The 18,390-nt window shown below is 39.4% G+C and carries 15 protein-coding genes; 9 read left to right on the top strand and 6 right to left on the bottom strand.

The window, feature by feature from the left end; translation table 11 throughout:
• Nucleotides 1–34 precede the first annotated feature (34 nt).
• The 5 genes from gcvT to HME9304_RS13515 all read left to right on the top strand — a co-directional run bounded on the left by gcvT (nt 35) and on the right by HME9304_RS13515 (nt 4,091).
• The gene (gene gcvT / locus HME9304_RS13535; protein WP_112379833.1) at nt 35–1,120 is read left to right on the top strand and encodes a glycine cleavage system aminomethyltransferase GcvT; all 1,086 of its coding nucleotides are present in this window, start codon (nt 35–37) and stop codon (nt 1,118–1,120) included.
• Nucleotides 1,121–2,035 (top strand): glutaminase, encoded by a 915-nt coding sequence (locus HME9304_RS13530; protein ID WP_112379090.1) that lies wholly within the window; start codon nt 1,121–1,123, stop codon nt 2,033–2,035.
• A 3-nt stretch (nt 2,036–2,038) separates the two neighbouring features.
• Nucleotides 2,039–2,860 (top strand): sugar nucleotide-binding protein, encoded by an 822-nt coding sequence (locus HME9304_RS13525; RefSeq protein WP_112379089.1) that lies wholly within the window; start codon nt 2,039–2,041, stop codon nt 2,858–2,860.
• A gap of 54 nt (nt 2,861–2,914) precedes the next feature.
• Nucleotides 2,915–3,202 (top strand): 4a-hydroxytetrahydrobiopterin dehydratase, encoded by a 288-nt coding sequence (locus HME9304_RS13520; protein ID WP_112379088.1) that lies wholly within the window; start codon nt 2,915–2,917, stop codon nt 3,200–3,202.
• 178 nt (nt 3,203–3,380) lie between these two features.
• Nucleotides 3,381–4,091 carry a YebC/PmpR family DNA-binding transcriptional regulator gene (locus tag HME9304_RS13515; RefSeq protein WP_112379087.1) on the top strand — a complete coding sequence of 237 codons (711 nt, stop codon included), beginning with the start codon at nt 3,381–3,383 and terminating at the stop codon, nt 4,089–4,091.
• A gap of 109 nt (nt 4,092–4,200) precedes the next feature.
• On the opposite strand, the gene HME9304_RS13510 is transcribed toward HME9304_RS13515, so the two are convergent.
• Genes HME9304_RS13510 through HME9304_RS13485 form a run of 6 tightly spaced genes read right to left on the bottom strand, consistent with a single transcriptional unit; the run spans nt 4,201 to nt 10,385 of the window.
• Nucleotides 4,201–4,713, bottom strand: a complete 513-nt coding sequence (locus HME9304_RS13510) for a hypothetical protein (RefSeq protein WP_112379086.1) — start codon at nt 4,711–4,713, stop codon at nt 4,201–4,203.
• Nucleotides 4,697–5,902, bottom strand: a complete 1,206-nt coding sequence (locus HME9304_RS13505; protein ID WP_112379085.1) for a hypothetical protein — start codon at nt 5,900–5,902, stop codon at nt 4,697–4,699. Before HME9304_RS13505 ends, HME9304_RS13510 begins: the two co-directional genes overlap by 17 nt.
• A 2-nt stretch (nt 5,903–5,904) precedes the next feature.
• On the bottom strand, nt 5,905–8,079 hold the full coding sequence (locus HME9304_RS13500; protein ID WP_112379084.1) for a type II secretion system protein GspD: 2,175 nt from the start codon (nt 8,077–8,079) through the stop codon (nt 5,905–5,907).
• Nucleotides 8,080–9,495, bottom strand: coding sequence for a GspE/PulE family protein (locus tag HME9304_RS13495; protein WP_112379083.1), 1,416 nt, complete (start codon nt 9,493–9,495; stop codon nt 8,080–8,082).
• Entirely contained in the window at nt 9,496–10,026 is a 531-nt protein-coding gene (locus HME9304_RS13490) for a hypothetical protein (protein ID WP_123877506.1), read from the bottom strand.
• A complete protein-coding gene (locus HME9304_RS13485; RefSeq protein WP_112379081.1) occupies nt 9,978–10,385 on the bottom strand; it encodes a general secretion pathway protein GspG in 408 nt (135 codons plus the stop codon). Before HME9304_RS13485 ends, HME9304_RS13490 begins: the two co-directional genes overlap by 49 nt.
• Before the next feature lie 559 nt (nt 10,386–10,944).
• Between HME9304_RS13485 and HME9304_RS13480 the strand changes: the two genes are divergently transcribed.
• Genes HME9304_RS13480 through HME9304_RS13465 form a run of 4 tightly spaced genes read left to right on the top strand, consistent with a single transcriptional unit; the run spans nt 10,945 to nt 18,377 of the window.
• A complete protein-coding gene (locus HME9304_RS13480; RefSeq protein ID WP_239023281.1) occupies nt 10,945–11,520 on the top strand; it encodes an OmpH/Skp family outer membrane protein in 576 nt (191 codons plus the stop codon).
• Complete coding sequence (locus HME9304_RS13475) at nt 11,510–12,124, top strand: hypothetical protein (protein WP_112379080.1); 615 nt, start codon at nt 11,510–11,512, stop codon at nt 12,122–12,124. Before HME9304_RS13480 ends, HME9304_RS13475 begins: the two co-directional genes overlap by 11 nt.
• Before the next feature lie 2 nt (nt 12,125–12,126).
• Nucleotides 12,127–12,726, top strand: coding sequence for a hypothetical protein (locus HME9304_RS13470; RefSeq protein ID WP_112379079.1), 600 nt, complete (start codon nt 12,127–12,129; stop codon nt 12,724–12,726).
• Nucleotides 12,727–12,743: 17 nt separating this feature from the next.
• Complete coding sequence (locus HME9304_RS13465) at nt 12,744–18,377, top strand: hypothetical protein (protein WP_123877503.1); 5,634 nt, start codon at nt 12,744–12,746, stop codon at nt 18,375–18,377.
• Nucleotides 18,378–18,390: the final 13 nt, after the last annotated feature.

Genomic DNA, 18,390 nt, shown 5'->3' with positions numbered 1-18,390 from the left:
AATTCAATAAATTTATCCAAATAAAATGGAAGTAATGAATACAACTGCTTTAACCGATACACATATAGCCTTAGGTGCGAAAATGGTTCCCTTTGCAGGTTATAACATGCCTGTTTCTTATGAAGGTGTAAATATTGAACATGAAACCGTAAGAAAGACCGTTGGTGTATTCGATGTATCACATATGGGCGAATTTTTAATTGAAGGGCCTAAAGCATTGCAACTGATACAGAAAGTTTCGTCCAACGATGCCTCCAAACTAGTGGTCGGAAAAGCACAATATAGTTGCTTGCCAAACGAAACAGGAGGAATCGTTGATGATTTGATTGTTTATAAAATAAAGGAGGAAACCTATCTTTTGGTCGTAAACGCTTCCAATATAGAAAAGGATTGGAACCATATTGCAAAGTATAACGAAGCTATTGGAGCAACAATGCGAGACCTTTCCCATGAATATTCCTTACTGGCAATACAAGGCCCAAAAGCTGTCGAAGCCATGCAATCATTGTCTTCGATTGACCTTTCACAAATCAAGTTCTACAATTTTGTCGTAGGTGATTTTGCAGGAATAGACCATGTTATCATTTCAGCAACAGGCTATACTGGTTCAGGAGGTTTTGAAATTTATTGTAAAAACTCGGAAGTCAAACAGGTTTGGGACAACGTTTTGGAAGCAGGTGCCGATTTTGGAATCAAACCAATAGGACTGGCCGCCCGCGACACCCTACGCTTGGAAATGGGCTACTGCCTCTATGGAAATGATATTGATGATACTACATCTCCTTTAGAAGCTGGGCTGGGATGGGTAACCAAATTCACTAAAGATTTCGTGAACAGTGATGCCTTGGCGCAACAAAAAGCAGAAGGCCCAAAAAGAAAGTTGGTAGCATTCCAGATTGCCGAAAAAGGTATTCCCCGAAGCGGTTATGCCATCCTAGATGAAGAGGGGAACGAAATAGGGAACGTTACTTCGGGTACGATGTCGCCATCACTTTCAAAAGGTATCGGTCTAGGGTACGTTTCTATAGAACATTCAAAAATCGATACCAAGATTCAAATCAGGATAAGAAAAAACCAAGTGCCCGCCACCATAGTAAAATTGCCATTTTACAAAGTATAAATGCAAGACTTTCAATCCATATTGAATAATATTCTCAAAAAGGCCAAACAGCAAACGGTCAAGGGTAAGGTAGCCGACTACATTCCAGAACTATCAGGTATCGACCCGGATAAATTTGGCATTGCCGTTTTGGATAGTGAAAGAAACATATGCAGCACGGGTGATGCAAAAGAACAATTTTCGATACAAAGTATTACTAAAGTATTGGCCTTGTCCATGGCAATGTCACATGTGGGAGAAGCGTTGTGGAAACGTGTCGGTGTCGAGCCTTCGGGAGATCCGTTCAACCATTTATCACTCCTGGAAATGGAGAACGGTATACCAAGGAATCCACTTATAAATGCAGGAGCGATAGTGGTTTGTGATATTTTGGTTTCAAGACTTGAAAATCCAAAGTCTGAATTTCTAAAATATGTACAAGATATAGCAAACGACCCAACTATAACATACGATAAAAAAGTTGCAAAATCAGAAAAAAGAACAGGATACAGAAATTACGCCGCCGCCAATCTCATCAAATCTTTTGGAAATCTTGAAAACGATGTTGAAACGGTACTGGATTTTTACTTTTACTCCTGTTCGTTGCGTATGTGTTGTGAACAGTTGGTAAAGGTTTTCTACATTTTCATGAACAGGGGCAAATGTCTTAGGAACAATACCCATCTTACATTAACGCAAGTAAAACGTATCAATGCCATTATGCTCACTTGTGGGTTCTATGACGAAGCGGGGGAGTTCGCCTTTGAAGTGGGCCTCCCGGGAAAAAGTGGTGTTGGCGGAGGAATCGTAGCCTTGCTACCCAATAAATTTTGTGTCGCGACATGGGCACCAGGATTGAACGATAAAGGAAATTCCAAGCTCGGCATGTGGGCTTTGGAAAAACTAACGACCGAAACAGGTTTGTCAATTTTTTAATATTTGAACAAAAAAAAGATACTGATACTTGGGGCTAGCGGTTTTATAGGCAATGTTATCTATAAAGAACTATGCTCCTATTTTAATACCTACGGCACCTATTTTTCGAACAGGTCTTTTTCTGATAATCAACAATTTTACCGATACGATCTGGAAGAAGACGATATTTTCCAAATCCTTGACAAAGTGAATCCAGATTTTATAATTTCTGCTTTACGTGGAAATTTTGGGGCACAGGTTCAGGCGCATCAACATGTGATGGAATATCTCATTCAACATAAGTGCAAACTCTATTTTATATCATCGGCCAATGTTTTTGATGCCTACAGTAAATTTCCTTCCTATGAGTCCGACAAGACCCTATCGGAAAGTGTATATGGCAGGTTGAAAATCAAAATAGAGAATATGATGATGCGTTTGCCAAAGGAAAAAACCGCGATTCTAAGAGTTCCAATGGTCTTTGGGAACACATCGCCCAGAATAAAGGAAATCAAATCCAGCCTTGAAAACAATGAACCTATCGAGGTTTTTCCAAATCTGATCATCAACGTCACCAACGACGACAGGCTTACCCAGCAAATCCATTATTTGATCAATAGGGACAAGACGGGAATTTTTCATTTGGGCAGTATTGATCTAATTCAGCACGAAGAATTCATCAAAGAAGTCATCAAACGTATTGGAAATTACCACCCAGTGCTCAAACGAGTCTTTACTACAAATGAGGACAGGTATTTAGCGGCACTACCGAAAGACAACAAGCTACCAAAAAATTTAAGGATAAGCTCCCAAGATATTATTAACCATCACATTACGGTTGATTAACTTTACGGGAGCAAGCATTCTAACTCGATCATTATTGATAAAAAAACACAGGCCATGGAAAAATTAACCGAGACACAAATCAACGAATCATTAAAACAATTGGAGGGATGGGCATTTGATGGTGAAACCATACACAAATCGTTCAAGTTCAACGACTTTAAGGAAACCTTTTCCCTAATGACCCAAATTGCGTTTGAATGCGAGGATTTAAACCATCATCCCAACTGGGAAAACGTATATAACAATCTTACCATAAAATTAAATACCCATGATGCCGACGGAATAACAAAAAAGGATTTTGAATTGGCAGACGCTATTGAGAAAATTATTAAAAATAAGTGAAAATTAAGTTACTGTTTTGAATAGCGTTACGTAGTAGCGGTTCGGCAGTGAAAGTTCTAAGTTCAACAGTTTAATTTTGTATACCCTCATTAATTTAAACTTTTGTAGGCTTGTTCTTGATACTTGAACTTGAACTTTTTTAACTTTAGCCACTTTTTACTTTAATAACCGATTACCTATGGGAAGAGCATTTGAATTTAGAAAAGCACGGAAAATGAAACGTTGGGCGGCAATGTCCAAAGCATTTACCAGAATTGGAAAAGACATTGTTATGGCCGTTAAAGAAGGTGGCCCAGACCCAGATGCCAATTCAAGGCTACGTGCGGTAATTCAAAATGCAAAGTCCGTCAACATGCCCAAGGACAATATTGAACGTGCCATCAAAAGAGCGTCCGATAAAAATCAAGGGGATTATAAAGAGGTTTTGTTTGAAGGCTATGCGCCCCATGGCATTGCCATACTCATAGAAACAGCTACCGATAACAACACAAGGACTGTTGCCAATATTCGCAGCTATTTTAATAAATGTAACGGTAGTCTGGGTACCTCAGGGTCCGTAGAGTTTATGTTCGACCATACCTGCAACTTCAGAATAGATGGCGAAGGTATCGACCCTGAAGAATTGGAACTGGAGATGATAGATTTTGGTGCCGAAGAAGTTTTTGTGGACGAGGATGGTATCCTGATTTACGCTCCTTTTGAAAGTTTCGGTGATATCCAAAAAGAACTGGAATCCAGGGAAATCGAAATTCTCTCGTCCGGATTTGAACGTATTCCCCAAGTTACCAAAGAGCTTTCCGAAGAACAGGCAGCCGACGTAGAAAAACTCTTGGAAAAAATCGAGGAAGATGACGATGTTCAGAACGTGTATCATACGATGCAGGAATAAACTCTTATTAGAACTCTTTTTTCTTGACAGAACACATCTATTTTGTTCAATGTTGGATGTTTAAAATAATGATTCCTTAAGAATTGGTTTTCCAGATGAAATAGAGCTTTTATTGAATATGCTCCAAAAAAACAAGTGCCTGCAAATAGTTCTTTCCACTTCGATGGTCCTTTTTCTTTTCAAAGGAAATATGTGAAACCGCTCCAAAACTCCCTTGTTTTTCCAAAGCATATACGACTTTGAGTATATCCAAAAAGTAGCCTTCCAAGGTGAAAATATGGGTTTTGTTTGTTGAATTTTCTTGCCGAAACAGATGTGGCGACCTAAACTCAATGATTTTTACCATGTTTATCGTAGAAATACGATTTAGATATTTAATCAAATGATTCTGCCGAGAAGAAGTAGCAAGGTTCAACTCCTTAAACTTTAAATCAATATCCTTTTCCTTATTTGAAAGTCTGTGAAGCTGTCCTGGGATATTCATCGATACCTCTTGTCTGCTTTTGAAAGAAAGGAGCTGGGCCCTAAGCTTCATGGTTTCTTTAACGGCTAAAAAATAACTCAAAAAAAGCATCACCAAAAAACCTCCCAAAAGTACCCTGTTCCTATTGTTCAGCTTCATGGATTTCAATTTTTACGGTAAATTCATCAGAAGTTTTTGATACATAGCCATAGTGAAGAATTTCAATTCTTGCTATCCAATCTTTCTGCTCCAAAGCATCCGTCCATTGGGCAAATTGAGTTTTGTCGTTGGAATATCCAGAAACAATAATACTGTTTAGTTTTAATTCAATTGACTTATGTTCTTGAACAGGTCTTTTTAAAGGCTGGTACTCCATTTGATCTAATTGGATAGTAACAGGAAGCTCATTGGCAATCCTATCCATATAAAAAGTGGATCTTGAGCTTTTGGTACCTAAAATCATATTAAGCTTTTCTTCCTTTAAGGCAACTTCGTCTTCTAGCTTCCTTAGTGTAGAAATCTGTTGTTCTGAGCTTGAGACCGATTCCGCAGATGTTACTTGAGCTTTATAATGTGTATAGCATAAAAAATTTAAGAACAGGATTCCCAAAACAATCCCCAATCCCCATTTAAACCCAAGATTGTAAAAATGATAGTTTAAAAAATTATTCTCAAGTTCTTTATTGAGCGTAGTAACGTTTGATTTTTTTTCTGAACTTATAAAATATCCTAGAAAAGCGGAAAACGATAATAGACTTGTACTGGACATGTCCAGGCCATTTATTTCAATGTTATAATGCTGAGACGGACTATCAGGTTCAAATTCATACCCACTATCATCTAATTTCTTTATCCTAAAATTAGAACCTTGAATATTGGAAGCCTGAAAGTAGGGTATAGTTGTTCCTATATCCGAAATGCCCAAAGAAATCCTCATCGGTACAATGTTATGGGTTTCCAATTCTGACAACAAATTATTTACGTATTCTCTTTTGCCTATGGAAACCATCCCAAGATTTTCCACAGCTAAAATTTCAAAATAAAATTTATGCAAATCCAAATTTGGGAACGCTTGAATCACCTTTTGTTCTATATCTAATTTAGAATCGGGTAAAGACCATTTTTTTAGAATTTGCGAGGAGTTTATTGCTATTGAAAGCATATCCGTTTTTTTAATATGTGGTGCAACCTCTTGGATAGTCCCAAATAGCATTTCGGATACTACATGGATTTCATTCTTCTTCATCTTTAACTCGGTCAAGGAATAGAAAGTATGATTTTCCAGCTCAAAGATTTCCAAACCTTTAAATGAAAAGCCTTTAATGATATACTTAATCCAATTTTCCAAGTCTAATAGATAACGGTCGGTTTGATCAATATCGTGAGTTTCTGTTTGGTATCCTCACGTTTCCTTTTACTAAAAAGCCACTTGAGAACAGGTATTCGGGCCAAAAGAGGAACGCCACTGCCAGAATCATTCTTTATCTTTTCCTCTAGTCCCCCTAATATGGCCAAGTCCTGGTTTTGCATTCGTATAATGGAACTGAACTCTCTTGAGGTCAGTCCTGGAGGAGCATCCTCTTCAATACGCTCTCCACTAAAATCCGATTGAACCACATTGATTTCAAGGGTCACTTGACCATCACCGGAAACCAATGGTTTTATACTTACTCCCAACTCGGCATCGATCGGGGCATAATTCCTTACTTCTGAAGTTGTAGGTATCTGGGACCCAAAAAAGTTCTGATTGGTTATCACATAGTATGTAGTTTCACCTATGGAAAGGTTAGCTCTATGTCCATTGAGTGTAGATAGTTTGGGAGTAGAACGAATCTTGATATTCCCATTTTCCTCCAAGGCTTTGATAGTAGCGAAAAAATCAGGTACTACCTTCCCAATATTGAAAGATCCAAATCCATCGAAACCACCAATGACCTTGTTCACGGTCTTGGCTCCAAGGGTCAGGTCTGTTTCTGGAAAGAGTTTACCCTTGGTTTCCAGAGATTCATCACCAATGCCCCAACTGATACCTGTTTCAACAATAGATGATTTTTTCACCTCAATAATCATCACTTCGATTAAAACTACGGGTACAGGTCTATCAATCTTTTTGATAAAATTTTTAAAACGTTCAATGTTTGCTGCGGGACCGCTTACCAAGAAGCTATTGAGCTCAAAATCCACCCTAACGTCGAGATTGGATTTGATTTCATCAGGTAAAATGTTGACCAAAGCTTCAGCACCGTTCCGAAAATTTTCAAATCCATTGTTGCTCCTTGTATTTATCGTTCTCTGATTATTAAGGTTTTGGGATCCACCCTGAAAATTAGAACCTTGGCCATTCCCAAAATAATTTATGTTCCCCGTATTCGTTCTTCCGGCACTTCGATATCCTCCTGAATAAGACTGGGGGTCACTCATCAATTCCACGGATCGGTGCATCATCTGAACAATCTCAACTTTCCGTAGGCTCAACTGGTCTACTGTACCAAAAAAGTAAATATTGTTTTCTTTTTTATATGTAAAATAGGTGGGATTGGCACTGTTTGGGATTTCATTAGTGCCACTAGTGTTACTAAGGTAGCCACGTCGTTGACCGCTTTCCAATGGTAAGCCGATATTTTCAGTTTGCTTGCTTTCGAAAATATAGGACAGCAGATCGTCAAAATGAATATTTTTTGCATTAAAAGTTACCTTGCCCGCATTTTCCAAGGGCGTGGCGGTATAAACGTCCAATTTCAAATCTTGACTTAGAGCATCTAAAATCTCGACAATAGGCGAATCATTGAAATCCACGTTAAGGATTTTATTTACGGTATCCAATACCATATAATGTATTCCTTTTTTAAATAGTCTTGGTCCAGAGTTACCCGTTGATTCGTCCAAAGCACTAAAAAGATAAAACCCGTCCCTTGACTTGGAATGGGCCAGTCCATTAAGCTCAGCAACTTTTTCCATAGCGGTATCAAAGGAAACATTATTCAGAAAAATGTTCAAGGGCCTTTCTTTGAGATTGTTGGCATATAACAAGTTCTTACCGAAGACTGCCATGATTTTCCGGAATACCTGCTCAAGGGGAATATTATCAACGTCTAAGCTGACCATATTCGTGGAAGGGTCCGATTTTACTAAAAACTTTTTTTCGACCACTTCTGGAGGGGGAGGCAGATAGCGCTTTACGGAAAGAATACTTCCAGTAAAATCTATTGTTAGGTCATATTCCTTACAGAGGAAAATAAGAAGATCTGAAACAGTGACGTCAGTAAAATTGTTGACGATATTGATATTGGAGATATTGTTGGAAACACTTAGGTTTAATTTGTGAACTCTGGCAACGGCAATCAATAAGTCAGGCAGTGTCACTTTTGAAACATTTATCTCTAATTTTAAAGTTTCGTTATAGGCTGGATAATCAGCTGCCAAAAGATCCAGATTATTCTTTATAGTCTGAATCCTATTAGTATCATATTGTGAGAAGATCACAGTATGGAGAAATAAAAATATTATAATTATAGATCTTTTCATTTATCGACTACTTAATAAGGAGTAGACCTCTTCAATGGAAGTAATGCCATGTTCAACCAAATCAATCGCATTGGTTTTTAGCGTTGGGATATCATTATGATTTAAATAACTATCTATTTGCAGTTTGTTTTCCTTTATAGATATCTCCAAATCCTTATCAATGGCAAGGATTTCGTAAATGGCTTTTCGCCCTTTGTATCCTGTATGATAACAATCATTGCACCCTTTTGCAACAAAATGGTGCTTCAGATTTTTGGGAGCGGAAAAATCAGCCGGAAAAGTATCTTTATTGACTTTTATCTTCTTTTTACAGCAACTGCACAGTTTTCGAACCAAACGCTGGGCAATGCTCATATTAAGGGTGTTGGCGATCAAGAATGCTGGCACCCCCATGTCAATCAATCTGGAAACAGTACCCCATGCCGAGTTTGTATGTATGGTGGAAAGCACCAAATGACCCGTAAGTGCGGCCCTGATGGCCATATTTGCAGTTTTGACGTCCCTAATTTCGCCTACCATAATAATATCTGGGTCCTGTCTTAAGAAAGTACGCAACGAACTGGCAAAATCAAGGCCGATGTTCTCCTTCAATTGCACTTGGTTGATCCCTTCCAGAGTGTACTCTATGGGATCCTCTATGGTAAGTATGTTTGAAGTGCCATCGTTCAATATTTTTAGCGTGGCGTACAAGGTCGTTGTCTTACCGGAACCGGTTGGCCCCGATATCAGTACGATGCCATTTGGTTTCTTTATACCATTCTTGTATCGGACTAAATCTTCGGAAGTCATTCCAAGTTCTTCCAGATCTACAATTGCTGAATCCCGACTCAAAATTCTCAAAACCAATTTTTCACCATGTAATGTTGGTAATGAAGAAACCCGTATATCGAAATCTTGCCCATTGGAGTTTACACTAATCCTCCCGTCTTGTGGCAACCGTTTCTCCGCAATGTCCAGATTGGCCCTTATCTTTATTTTGTTGACCATGGTAGGATAATCCTTAATAGGAATGGTGTAATATTCCAATAATTTGCCATCCATCCGTAATCTAACCCTACACCTGTCCTCATAGGGTTCAAAATGAATGTCGCTGCTCCCTATACCTTTGGCCTCAAGCAATATTCTTTTCAAAAAATCCTTCGAATATCCTAGTTGGGATATTTCCGTCTTTGCATGTTGCCTGTAGTTTGCGGTCAAATATTGCTGCATTTCTCCCGTTTGGCATTGCTCTAACAAAACATGGGAATTCAGAACAATGTTAAGCTCGGTCAAAAGTTCCTGTAAGGATTCACTATCGGTCTTAAGCCGAAGTGTATCCCCCTCGATACCCACCGGCACGATTCTATAGTGAAAGGCTTGATCAGCAGAAATACGCTGTTGTAGATGTGGCGCTATTTTATAGGAATTGTTCTGCATTTAGATTGAATAGAGCGAAGGAGTGTTTGGCAAAAATGCCAGAAGCAGTACGCTAATCAGAAAAATTCCCATAAACCCTGCCAAGGGAACCGTTTTTGCCTGAGTGAACATTTTTAGTATGATGAAGGCCAACAGAGAAAAAAGAATGGAACCCACAAAGAGAATAATGAAGGTTACCGTTGGAAAACCCAGGGCGAAGGCATATATAAAGAGCATATCGCCCAAACCAAAGCTAACATTCAAAAACTCTTTTTTAAAGACAAACTTGGTAATGGTCCAGAGCAGTGCCAATACACAACTGACCAATACAATGTTGTTCAATGCGAAGAAAACAAAGTGGTCAAATCCCAATCGGTGTGCATGCAGGCAAGCCAACAATACACCGATAATTGGGAAGCATATCCATATAACCTCTCTATCCTTAAAGTCTTGAACTGCCACAATACCGCAGCCCATCATGGTGAGCAGTTGAAGTATAAACACTAGTCTTTGATTATCTGTTTTGGGTTGCCGTTCTCGTCTATTTCCCATACGTTTAAGATACCATCTCCATCAAAATCTGTAACCGCTTCGGCCCTGGCCTTGAACGTAGCATCAGTAGCCGCCAATATCTCGTACCTATAGTTTGCCGTACCATTTTCCTTTACGGTCCTAGGGGGAACAAAGTCAAGCTCACCGATATCCTGGGTGAACTTACTGTACATATACCGATGTGTTGTCTGGGAATTGTAAATAGCTTTGAGCTGGGTCTGCGCCTCAATGCTCTTTGCCTTGGATATCAAGGGCATAAGGTTCGGCAAGGCCAACAATAGTAAAATACCGATGATGGCCAAGACTATCAGGGTTTCCTGAAGGTTAAGGGCATGCACCCTTTTTTGCAAAAAATGCATAAGTATAGGTTAACATTAGTAAAGATTTGGGGTTAAAAATCAAAATTGGCAACGAAGATTGATTTTTTTTTTTGAAAATGAAAATTTATTTACAAGAGTATCAGTTCTTGCCAAAAAAAAATTTACGTGTTAAAAAAAATTATATATTTGGCGGGATTTCTTACTAAGAATTAGAATTTCAGCATAGCCCCAAATCATTTTAAGGTAATTACAAACTTAACCGCAGGGCTATGTACTCTTCTTTCTTCAAATTATTTTTCCATATTGGGAAACCGTATTTCAACGAAAAATACCGAATTGTTCGTTCAAAATTGAACGTTTTCAATAAACGGTGATGTATCAGGTGTCCACTAATGCTCAGGTATGGTTCATCCAAACTGAAATCGAATATTCCCAAAGGTAGGGAAACCCTTCTATAACCAATTTAAGATTACTCCTTGTACAATCGATACTCGGAAATATCACTTTAAAATCAAAAAAAAGAAAAAGCAAGTTCGTCTACAGAAAATATAAATTTTTAAAAAAAATCTATCAAATACATACTCCCAAACACAAAACCATGAAAGAGAAACCTACAGCAAAAAGCAACGCAGCCAACTCCATGGGTAAATTGGCAACACCCATTTCCATCTTGGCCCTTATAGTAAGTGTATCCACATTTTTTATTTCGCATTCTGAATCGGACCTGGCCTACGTGGATGTCAACAGACTCCTTGAAGGTTATGATAGGACCAAAGTAGATCGAGAGAATTTTACCAAAAAAACTGACATAATGAAAGCCAATGTGGACAGTTTGATGGTCGACTGGCAAAATGAACTGAAAACCTATGAAAAAGAGCGATCCTCCATGACGAAGAAGGAATTGGCCCTTAAACAGGAACTGCTACAGAACAAGCAGCAACAGATTAACAACTACCAACAAGCAGTTCAAAAACAGATCCAGGAAGAAGATCAAAAAATGACCCAAACGGTCGTAAACGATATCAATGCCTATGTAAAAGAATATGGAAACGACCACGGCCACCGAATTATTTTTGGAGCGCAGGGCAGCGGCAATATCATGTATGCTGAAGAAGAAACTAATTTGACTGAAAAGGTTTTAAAGGGTCTGAACGAGCAATACAATGGTAAATAAATCCCTAAAGGTTCTGATTTTCATACTCTTGGTATCGATGGTGTCCTCCTGTAGATCAAAGTCATTTGATTCCAAGGAAGCGCTGTTGGTTTACCTCAAGGACACTGATAACGGTTATCATTTTCAAAAGTCCATTAATGGAATCGATTATTCGCTGACCTACAGGCCCACAGATTTAATGGTTTTGCAATCCACGGAGGACGGACCCCAAACGGATAATGTAGCTGAATTCAGAAAAAAGTATGCGGACTATCTTTATTTCAACTTGGGCATGAGTGCCAATGGAAAGGAACTGTTAAGCCACAATCTGGGAAGCCGTGCCGAGTTCGGTGCTATGGTCAACCAATTGGCCTTTGGCATGGCGGAAAAAGTAAATCTTATCGGTCAACAACGGGATACGCTGCCTCTATTGGATTATGTGTTCCCAAGAACGTACGGTATGGGGAACCGCACAAATATGCTGTTGGTCTATGAAAGAAATCCCAAGGCAATGCAACAGGACTATATCCTTTTTACCATTAGGGACCTTGGGTTTGGCACGGGCGAAGTGTCTTTTAAAATAGATACCAAAAAAATTGAATACCAACCCCAGTTGAAGTTTTAAATATGAAGTTTACAATACCCTTGCTCTTTACACTGATAATTTACGTTCCAATGGCAAATGCCCAGAAAGATAGGGCAGAACTTATATTAAAAAACGGCGCCAAATTGGAGGGCTATGCCGTTCTAAAAAGCTTGGACAAGATCAAGTTCAGAAAGCAAAAGAAGGCCGATAAAGAATTCTACACCTTTGATAAAGTGGATACCTTGAAAATTTACGATGATTTTGAACCCAAACTTTATATTCAAGCAAAAGTCAAGGATGAAGAAAAACCAAAAGTCTTGAAAATAGTGGATATCGGAAAAAATCTAATCTATTACCGTAAAATTTCACAAGGATACGGGGCACCAGCTTTTATGCCGGGCGGAAACATGCCCATGACCGTAGGGGGATTTTACAATGTGACCAATTCCTACGTAAGAAAACCTGATGAGGATGAAGTTACCTATTTGGCATCCACCAATTGGCTTTCCGGAAATTTTAAAAATGCCGCATCCGAATACTTTGCGGATTGCCCCAATCTCGTAGCCAAAATAAAGAACCGGGAACTCAAAAAGAAACATTTAAAAGAAATCATAACCTACTATAATTCCAAATGCGAATAAGCCAAAATCATTCCAGAATGAAAATGAAAACCAATAAACCAGCCCACAGGGTCATTGCCGTATTCCTGACATTGAATTTTTTAATGACACTGTTGCCGATCAACCTGCTGTATGCCTCCAACAATGGACCCAATGCCCCCGAAGCGGCAAGTTTTGAACCCGTGGACGCCACCGATATGGTGAACTTGGCCACTGGGGATTTTAGTTATGTGCTGCCGTTGTTGGATTTGGACGGATTCCCTGTGACCATGTCCTATCATGCAGGAATTCCATTGGACATGGAATCCAGTTGGGTAGGATTGGGATGGAACTTGAATACTGGGGCAATCAACCGTGCCGTAAGCGGAACACCTGATGATTGGAAAGATGGAAATTCCTTGGATTTTATTTTCTATGAGGATAGCCAAGAATCTTATGCAATAAACGTAGGTGTTGGGTTTTCAGAAGCTGCTGGGGTCGGGGTAGGGCTTTCTTGGGGTTCCAATAAAAGTTTAAGCGGTTCTGTGTATGCCAATTTTGGTATCGCATCGGCAAATATAGGCACTGACGGCAATTATAGTGTAGGTGTAGGACTGGGGAAAGATGGTTCCAATTATGGTGGCTCTATGTCCATTTCTGGAAACGTAAACGAGAGTGGAGTGAGCTTTGGGGTTGGAGTAAGAGCAAAATCAAGTTCAGGGGCCTTTACAACTATGGGATATAATTTTGGATCGAATTCTTTTTCAATAGGTGCTGGATTCAGCAATAATCAAGCTACTGATAAAGGACAGGCTGGTGCTTCGGGCAACTTATCCATGTCCAATTTTTCTGCTGGGGACTTTGATATCAGCAGTAAGGGTTTCTATATCCCAATAAGTCTAAAACTATTTCATTTTGGGTTTGGTTATAGAAAAGTTACCTACAAACTGGATAAAGCATATCCAAGAACTGGATTTGGTATCCTTTATACTTCTGACGCCATAGAAAATACTCCTGATAACCCAGACGATACTTTTGAAGATTTACAACATAGGTATTATTATGGTGATGCCTATGAAGAGGCTATTCCAGTATTCCAAGATGAATTTGTTGCGGATTATAAAGGAAACAGGGAAAAAGTGAATTTCTCATATGCAAGCTATGATTCTTATGAAGTAAATGCCCCAGGCATTTCGGGAATGGTACAGCCTAAATATTTTCAAAATGCAACCTTAATGGGTATGGGTTATTATGGTACCGACCCTAGTAATAGTGAGTATAAAATGAGTGTCTATTACCATAATGCCAATGGAAATACAACTTCAAAAACTTTTGGAACGTCCACCTTGGGCAACTCCGAGGACATCAAATTTTATTTCAATGGTCAATTTACAGAGGATTTTGGCATCAGAAACAAATTATTGTCATTTGTAAATAATAATTTCAACAATTTTGGGAATCTGCTTGGATCACAAAACGACGAAAACTCTTCTTATAAAAACAAGATTGAAGAAAGGCAACGTTCGGGAAATTACGTAGAAGTATTTACCAATCAACAACTTTATGAGAATGAATCATCGAATATTTTGTATCCAGAGACATTTAGCAGATATACCTACGGTAATTTTGACCCAAATGGTATCGGGGCATATAAAATAACAGCACCAGATGGGAAAACATACCATTACTCTTTGCCAGTCTACCACTACGAGCGTATTGAAAGGACTATACTTAAAGACAATTCAGAGAATCATGTTAGTGAAAAACGCCAGTTCACCCCGTTTGCGACTCATTGGTTATTGACCGCAGTAACAGGTCCGGACTTTATCGATAAAAATGGTAATAATAAACCTGATATGGACGATTATGGCTATTGGGTAAGATTAGATCACGGACAATGGACCGATGGGTTCGTTTGGCGCTCGCCTTATCAGGGTAATAATTTCAACACCAATACGGTAGGTGATATTGGAGAAAAAGATTTTGGTAACTATCAATTGGGTCGTAAACAAATTTATTATTTGGACAAAATCGTGACTCGGACAAAAACCGCCTATTTTGTCAAGGATGTTCGTTATGATGCTACTGGCGCTTACGGGGGCAACAATGGCAAAGACCTGGAAACTACCTCTGCATATAATTTTAAGTTCAATGGACCCCCAGTTAAAAATGTAGTCGATGGAGGAAATGTGCCTGTTGCAGAGGATATCAATTACCCAAGAGCGTATCAGCTACGATTGGACCATATAGTAGTGGTAAATTCAGGAAGTGATAACTTTAATAAAGTACGTGTAGGCAACTCAAATTTGAGTGAAGGAGGATGTCTACCGGGGTATTCCAAACTTGCAGTTGCCGACCCTTATAACGGTGGTAGTTTTACACCCCAATTTGGGGCTGCCAATTATCAGGTATCGAATGAAGATAATATTTACGATGTACTGGACTTTGAAACGTTCGACTATCAAAAAGCGGTAAGGGTTATCCAATTGCAGCATAATTATGATTTGGCACAGGAATCTCCAAGTTCTGTGTATTGTACCAATAATATACGCTCAGGAAGACTCACTTTGAACAGTATACAATTTAGAGGCAAGAACAATACAGAATACATGCCCCCATACACTTTCTCATATAAAAATGAGATGGATTATCCCAATCTGCCTCCACGCCATAAAGTCGAGGACCAGCTTGTCGTGGATTATGCCAAAGATCCTTGGGGCTTTATCGATGAAAAGTATGTGGCCAATTTGAACAACTCATCCAACCACAAACTTTATGGCCCTGATAACTGGAGTCTTACCCAAATCAAGACCCCATTAGGTAGTGCCATAAATATAGAACATGAGGAAGATGACTATTATATAGAGGCTTTTTCCCGAAAATTTTGGCAGGATAATTTGCAGATTGCCGTAACGACGGACGGAAATAATATCCCGAACAGCTATATGTATTTCCATATAAAAAATATGGATGATCTTAGAGAAGATCTTATAACCAATTTCAATAATTATTTTTCAATTGGTGAAAAAGCCTTTTTTGATCTTTGGTTGGTAAGAACTTATGATAATGGTCTTTTTTCTGAAGATGATTTGGGAGGAGTAGATTTACCAAGCAAATATGACTACGAAGTTACTGTCGATCAAGTTTCCGATGACTTTTTGGTTTTAAAGGTATACAGAGACCCTTTTAATCCATTGATAGTCTGCCCTCCTCCTGATCCTTTTGGCACACAGTGTGATGAACAAGCCGTAGTCAAGAAATCATGGGATGGAATTAGTCCCATAAATTATTTTGCTAAAAAAGATGGCGTAGGGAGTAATATTTATGAGGTGAAACCTAGAGGCGTTTATCTATATAGTGTTGGAGATGGCGCCAATCGTCACGTTATGAGCTATAAACTTCTCGCCAACAAGGTAGATCGTGACCTTACAGGAGGTGGACTACGTGTCAAAAATATTGTGCTAGAAGATGATATGGGCAATGAATACAAAACAGCCTACTACTACAACAAACCCGGTACCAACAATGACCCAGAGCATGATAACTATATGTCATCGGGCATTACCTCTTTTGCACCAGAGCGAGGACTTAAATTTGTACCATACCAGCCCGAGTTGCCAAGTCCCGGTGTTATGTACGAACATGTGACCATGGAACCCTTTAATGTAAATGGTAACTCTATAGGAAAGACTCAATACGAGTTTTTTACATTACAGCCCCTATTTGACATATTTAATCCAGAGCTTGAGATGAAAGATAGGGATGATATGCCCATTTTTAATTCTCAGGTATTTGATAAAGGATTTGGTGAAGAATGGATATCCAATATCAAAGCTTACGCGAAAATAATAGATTTAAAGATAAACACCTCCCATATCGGACAGTTCAAATCTGTAAGCCAATACAATCGTTTTGAACAGCTCATATCAAAGACTACCAATAATTATGTAAGTGGAGAAGATGCTAAATTGATTGACGGTCGGGGGTCGGTGAGGGAATCCTTTCAGACTATGAAGTCAGTATATTTAAAAATTGAAATTCCTTTTCAAAATGACCAAACAATAGTGAAAAAAAGGTTAATATCCATTTCTTCAAAAGAAGAGCTCTCTAGTGTGTTAAAATCTGTACACACTGTTAGTAACGGATTTGAAACTATAGAGGAATACTTTGATGCCGACCCCAATACTGGAGCTTTTAAAACGACCGAAACCAAAAGATCCGATGGTACCCAAATGAGAACAACTAAATTGCCCGCCTACACCAAATACCCGGCCATGGGCAGCAAAGTGGACAACCCCACCAACAAAAACATGCTTACCCAACAAGTAATGAGCGTGACCGAAATTGAAAATGGAAACAATAGCTGGGAAAAAATCGCTGCGAATATCACCACATGGAATCCAGAAACGTATGAAGTTAGCACGTTTGTAGGAGAGTTTCCCAACGAGGTTGAACTGACCCAGTACTTTGATGTATGGCGCAAGCATAAAACCTTTACATGGGATGGGGAGACCAGTACCGAGGGTTACTTTACCAATTACACAGGTGAGGATGATGGCTTTGATTGGTCCGATCCAGAAATTGTACAGCCCAGTCAATGGAAACAGCTCTCCGAAGTCACCCAATACGACCAGTTTTCAAACCCACTGGAAATTAAGGATATCAACGGCAACCTGGCATCAACAAAAATGGGCTACAAAAACAGTAAAACTATTGCAGTATCCAATGCAAGTTATGACGCTGCTTTTTATTCCGGAGCCGAAGATCATGACGGCCAGGGCAATTTTGGAGGCGGCGTCGATAAAGGTACTGCGACAATCGTCGATGACGCCCACACAGGAGACCATGCCCTGTCAGTTTCCAATGGGCAAACGGGATATAAAGTTACCGTTAACCATGGCGAATCACCAAAACCATATAAAATATCCGTATGGGCCAAAAACGGCAACCATACAGATGTACGGGTTAACGTAGGGGGCAATATTATAGCACACAACCCATTAGAGGAAGTGCAGGCCGGTAATTGGGTGCTGTTAAATTTTTACAAGGAAGTCACTTCCGGTGCCCAAGTTAATGTAACCACAAACGGTGGCAATGTAATCGTGGACGATTTTAGGATCCACCCCATCGAAGCTTCAATGACCTCCTATGTTTACAACCAGTGGGATGAACTTACGGACATTCTAGGGCCCAACAACTTGGCCACTAAATATGAATATGACGAGGCTGGAAGATTGTTGCGCATTTACAGTGAGATAGAAAACATAGATCAAATTCTTGCCGGTGGCTTTAAAAAAGTACGGGAGTACGCCTATACGTATAAGGGCGAGCTTGCCCCCCCAGAAGAGGAAAATGACCCGCTTTCTTTAACTCTTGGAATTGACGACCCCAGTTCCGAACAGGCCAAAGTCATTGCCAGTGCCAATGGAGGTAGCGGCCAATATGAATACAAATGGTCCGTAAAGTACTGTAACGATGGTGATGCTGGGTGCCCTGGAGCCTTAGAACCTAACTACGATCCTAATTGGTCGGTCTTGGACTCAAGGAACATTAATACAAATTGTACCAAAAGAGCGGTTTATTGGTGTATTGTAAAGGATTTGGTCACACAACTAACCGCTCAAGCCCAAGGCAACCACAAACGTACTGGATGCGGCGGTGGCGGTGGCGGTGATGATGAAAACCAACTATAAAAAGTTAAAACAA

The organism is Flagellimonas maritima (genome assembly GCF_003269425.1).
GTDB classification, from domain to species: Bacteria; Bacteroidota; Bacteroidia; order Flavobacteriales; family Flavobacteriaceae; genus Flagellimonas; species Flagellimonas maritima.
The sequence above is the reverse complement of the archived record's forward strand: the minus strand, read 5'-3'. Positions and strand labels throughout refer to the sequence as shown.